The 554-nt window shown below is 56.7% G+C and carries 1 pseudogene; it reads right to left on the bottom strand.

The annotated features are described in order from the left end of the window. Window positions 1–125: 125 nt before the first annotated feature. Window positions 126–431: pseudogene (locus tag GWC77_RS28215) on the bottom strand (chromosome partitioning protein ParB); the annotation flags it as partial. Window positions 432–554: the final 123 nt, after the last annotated feature.

The following is a 554-nucleotide window of genomic DNA, read 5'->3' as shown; positions in this document are numbered from 1 at the left end:
TTGCACGGCCGCTTCTTTGAACTCTGCCGTGTACACCTGGTGCGGTACCTTGAACATCTCTTCTTTCCTTCCTTTGGGTCGAGTTTATACGCGACCTGCTGGAAGGCGAAATTTCAGGGGAAGCTCACCCCTACCCGGTCGCCGCTCTCGGCCATTCGTTCCAACATTGCGCGCGGAAGTGCGTTCAAGCTCAGCGTTTTACTGACATTCGCTTTGTCTTTCCCTACGCTTTGCGCAAGTGCGTTCTGGTCTTCGAAGACTCCGTCATCGAGTACTCTCTTCCATGCGATCGCGTCGTCAAAAATCGTTTGGCGCTCGTGATCGTTATTCGCGCGATACGCGATGGAGTAAAGGTCACGAGCGGATTGGTCCTCGCGAAGCTCCGCGTCGATCTGCTCTTCGCCGAGATAGCGCGCAGCGCGTACGCGTCTGGGGGTGACCCGTTTCCGTGGACGGTTAAGCAGTTGAATTTTGGTTCGGCTGATTTCCTCCATGTTGGGCGCTTGCGCGAGTTGTCCACGGTCGGTCGGCGGGTCGCCTATCACGACCACGAC

This window comes from Paraburkholderia sp. NMBU_R16 (genome assembly GCF_013282575.1).
In the GTDB taxonomy this organism is placed as follows: Bacteria; Pseudomonadota; Gammaproteobacteria; order Burkholderiales; family Burkholderiaceae; genus Trinickia.
This window is presented reverse-complemented; position numbering and strand designations above follow the sequence as displayed.